This is a genomic window from Ruegeria sp. BF7 (assembly GCF_056538605.1).
On sequence record NZ_JBQFTM010000042.1, the window covers coordinates 1 to 2,986 of the forward strand.

3 protein-coding genes are annotated in these 2,986 nt (G+C 60.2%); all 3 read left to right on the top strand.

Going from position 1 to position 2,986, the window contains the following annotated elements; all coding sequences use genetic code 11:
* The first annotated feature begins 4 nt into the window (after positions 1–4).
* Positions 5–1,681: a formate--tetrahydrofolate ligase gene (locus tag ACR0IK_RS24240; protein WP_480597332.1), complete on the top strand. Its 1,677-nt coding sequence runs from the start codon at positions 5–7 to the stop codon at positions 1,679–1,681.
* Between the two features lie 57 nt (positions 1,682–1,738).
* On the top strand, positions 1,739–2,044 hold the full coding sequence (locus ACR0IK_RS24245) for a chorismate mutase (protein ID WP_480597330.1): 306 nt from the start codon (positions 1,739–1,741) through the stop codon (positions 2,042–2,044).
* 53 nt (positions 2,045–2,097) lie between these two features.
* Positions 2,098–2,986: bifunctional methylenetetrahydrofolate dehydrogenase/methenyltetrahydrofolate cyclohydrolase FolD (gene folD / locus ACR0IK_RS24250; RefSeq protein WP_480643671.1), on the top strand; the 889-nt coding region annotated here is incomplete at its 3' end.

Genomic DNA, 2,986 nt, shown 5'->3' on the forward strand with positions numbered 1-2,986 from the left:
CCCAATGAGCTATAAATCCGACATCGAAATCGCCCGCGAAGCGAACAAGAAGCCGATTCAGGAAATCGGTGCCAAGATCGGCATCGATTCTGCCGATCTGCTGCCCTATGGCCACGACAAGGCGAAGGTCAGTCAGGACTTCATCAACTCGGTTCAGGACCGTGAAGACGGCAAGCTGATCCTGGTCACCGCGATCAATCCGACCCCGGCGGGTGAAGGTAAAACCACCACCACCGTTGGTCTGGGCGATGGCCTGAACCGTATCGGCAAGAACGCGATGATCTGTATCCGCGAAGCCTCGCTGGGCCCGAACTTCGGCATGAAGGGCGGCGCTGCAGGTGGCGGCTATGCGCAGGTTGTTCCGATGGAGGAAATGAACCTGCACTTCACCGGCGACTTCCACGCCATCACCTCGGCCCACTCGCTGCTGTCGGCAATGATCGACAACCACATCTACTGGGGCAATGAGCAGGCTATCGACATGCGCCGCGTCGTTTGGCGCCGTGTGGTCGACATGAACGACCGCGCCCTGCGTCAAATCACCTGCTCGTTGGGCGGTGTATCGAACGGTTTCCCGCGCGAAGCTGGTTATGACATCACCGTGGCATCCGAAGTCATGGCGATCCTCTGCCTGGCAACCGACCTGAAGGACCTGGAAAAGCGTCTGGGCGACATCATCGTTGCTTACCGTCGCGACAAGACCCCGGTCTACTGCCGCGATATCAAGGCCGAAGGCGCAATGACCGTTCTGCTGAAAGACGCAATGCAGCCGAACCTGGTGCAGACGCTGGAAAACAACCCGGCCTTCGTCCATGGCGGCCCCTTCGCGAATATCGCGCACGGCTGTAACTCGGTCATCGCGACCAAGACCGCTCTGAAAGTCGCTGACTATGTCGTGACCGAGGCCGGTTTCGGTGCTGATCTGGGTGCCGAGAAGTTCATGAATATCAAGTGCCGCAAGGCGGGCATCGCGCCGTCGGCAGTTGTTCTGGTCGCCACCGTGCGCGCGATGAAGATGAACGGCGGCGTTGCCAAAGCCGATCTGGGTGCCGAGAACGTCGACGCCGTCGTGAACGGCTGTGCCAACCTGGGTCGCCACATCGAGAACGTGAAGTCCTTCGGTGTTCCGGTCGTCGTCGCGATCAACCACTTTGTCACCGATACCGACGCGGAAGTGCAGGCGGTAAAGGACTACTGTGGTGACCACGGTGTTGAGGCGGTTCTGTCCCGTCACTGGGAGCTGGGTTCGGAAGGATCCGAGAATCTGGCCAAGAAGGTTGTGGAAATTGCCGATGCCGGTACCGCGAACTTCTCACCGATCTATCCGGACGACATGCCGCTGTTCGAAAAAATCGAGACCATCGCCAAGCGCATCTACCGCGCTGACGAGGTGCTGGCTGATTCCAAGATCCGCAACCAGTTGAAAGAGTGGGAAGCAGCAGGCTACGGCAACCTGCCGGTCTGCATGGCGAAAACCCAGTACTCGTTCTCGACCGATCCGTCGCTGCGCGGTGCGCCGACCGGCCACTCGGTTCCGGTGCGTGAGGTTCGCCTGTCTGCCGGTGCTGGCTTCATCGTGGTTGTCTGCGGTGAGATCATGACCATGCCGGGTCTGCCGCGCAAACCGGCTGCCGAGACCATCTGCCTCAATGACGCAGGTGAGATCGAGGGCTTGTTCTAAGCGCCCGAATGAGACATCTCGTGGCCCGGGGATATCCCCGGGCCACAGGAGATTGAAATGCCCACTCTGATACCACCGCATGACTGTTCCTCGATGCAGGAATTGCGGGCTCAGATCGACAAGCTGGACCGCCAACTGATCGAATTGTTGGTAACGCGCGCAAGCTACATCGACCGCGCGTCCGAGCTGAAACCCGGCGAGGGCCTGCCAGCCCGCATTCCGGATCGTGTCGAAGACGTGGTGCAGCGGGTGCGCAAGAGTTCCGACGAGTTGGGCATGGACCCAGATCTAGCCGAGAAACTCTGGCGCATCTTGATTGACTGGTCGATTGCCCGCGAAGAACGCGTGCTCGGCCCCGACTGAAGAACCGGGCGCTTTGTGCGCCCGATCCGTTTTTTGAAAGAAGGGATCAAAGGATGGTAGCGCAGGTTATCGACGGTAAGGCCTTTGCGGCGAAGGTGCGCGCGCAAGTGGCCGATCAGGTTGCAAAGCTGAAAGAGGAAAACGGTATCACGCCCGGTCTGGCCGTGGTTCTGGTGGGCGAGGATCCGGCCAGCCAGGTTTATGTCCGTTCCAAGGGCAAGATGACCGTCGAGGTCGGCATGAACTCGTATGAGCACAAGCTGGATGTGGATACCTCCGAAGAAGACTTGCTGGCGCTGATCGACAAGCTGAACAACGACCCGGCGGTGCACGGCATTCTGGTGCAATTGCCGCTGCCCAAGCATCTGAACGAAGATCTGGTGATCAACTCGATCGATCCGGCCAAAGATGTCGACGGGTTCCACATCTCGAACGTGGGCTTGCTGGGCACGGGCCAGAAGTCGATGGTGCCCTGCACCCCTCTGGGTTGCCTGATGATGCTGCGCGATCACCATGGTTCGCTGTCGGGAATGGACGCGGTTGTGATCGGCCGTTCGAACATCGTCGGCAAGCCGATGGCGCAGCTGTTGCTGGGTGACAGCTGCACCGTGACCATCGCGCATTCGCGCACCAAGGACCTGCCGGAAGTTGTTCGCCGTGCTGACATCGTCGTTGCCGCCGTCGGCCGCCCGGAAATGGTGCCGGGCGACTGGATCAAGGAAGGTGCCACCGTGATTGATGTGGGCATCAACCGCATCGAGCGGGACGGCAAGAACAAACTGGTCGGCGACGTCGATTACGCCAGCGCCGCCGAGCGCGCAGGTGCGATTACCCCCGTCCCCGGCGGCGTCGGCCCCATGACCATCGCATGCCTGCTGGCCAACACTCTCACAGCATGCTGCCGCACAAACAAACTACCAGAACCAGAAGGCCTGACCGCCT

Bases quoted from the DNA above. Each gene is read 5' to 3' on its own strand.
- ACR0IK_RS24240 (WP_480597332.1), top strand. From the start codon at position 5: ATGAGCTATAAATCCGACATCGAAATCGCCCGCGAAGCGAACAAGAAG.
- ACR0IK_RS24245 (WP_480597330.1), top strand. From the start codon at position 1,739: ATGCCCACTCTGATACCACCGCATGACTGTTCCTCGATGCAGGAATTG.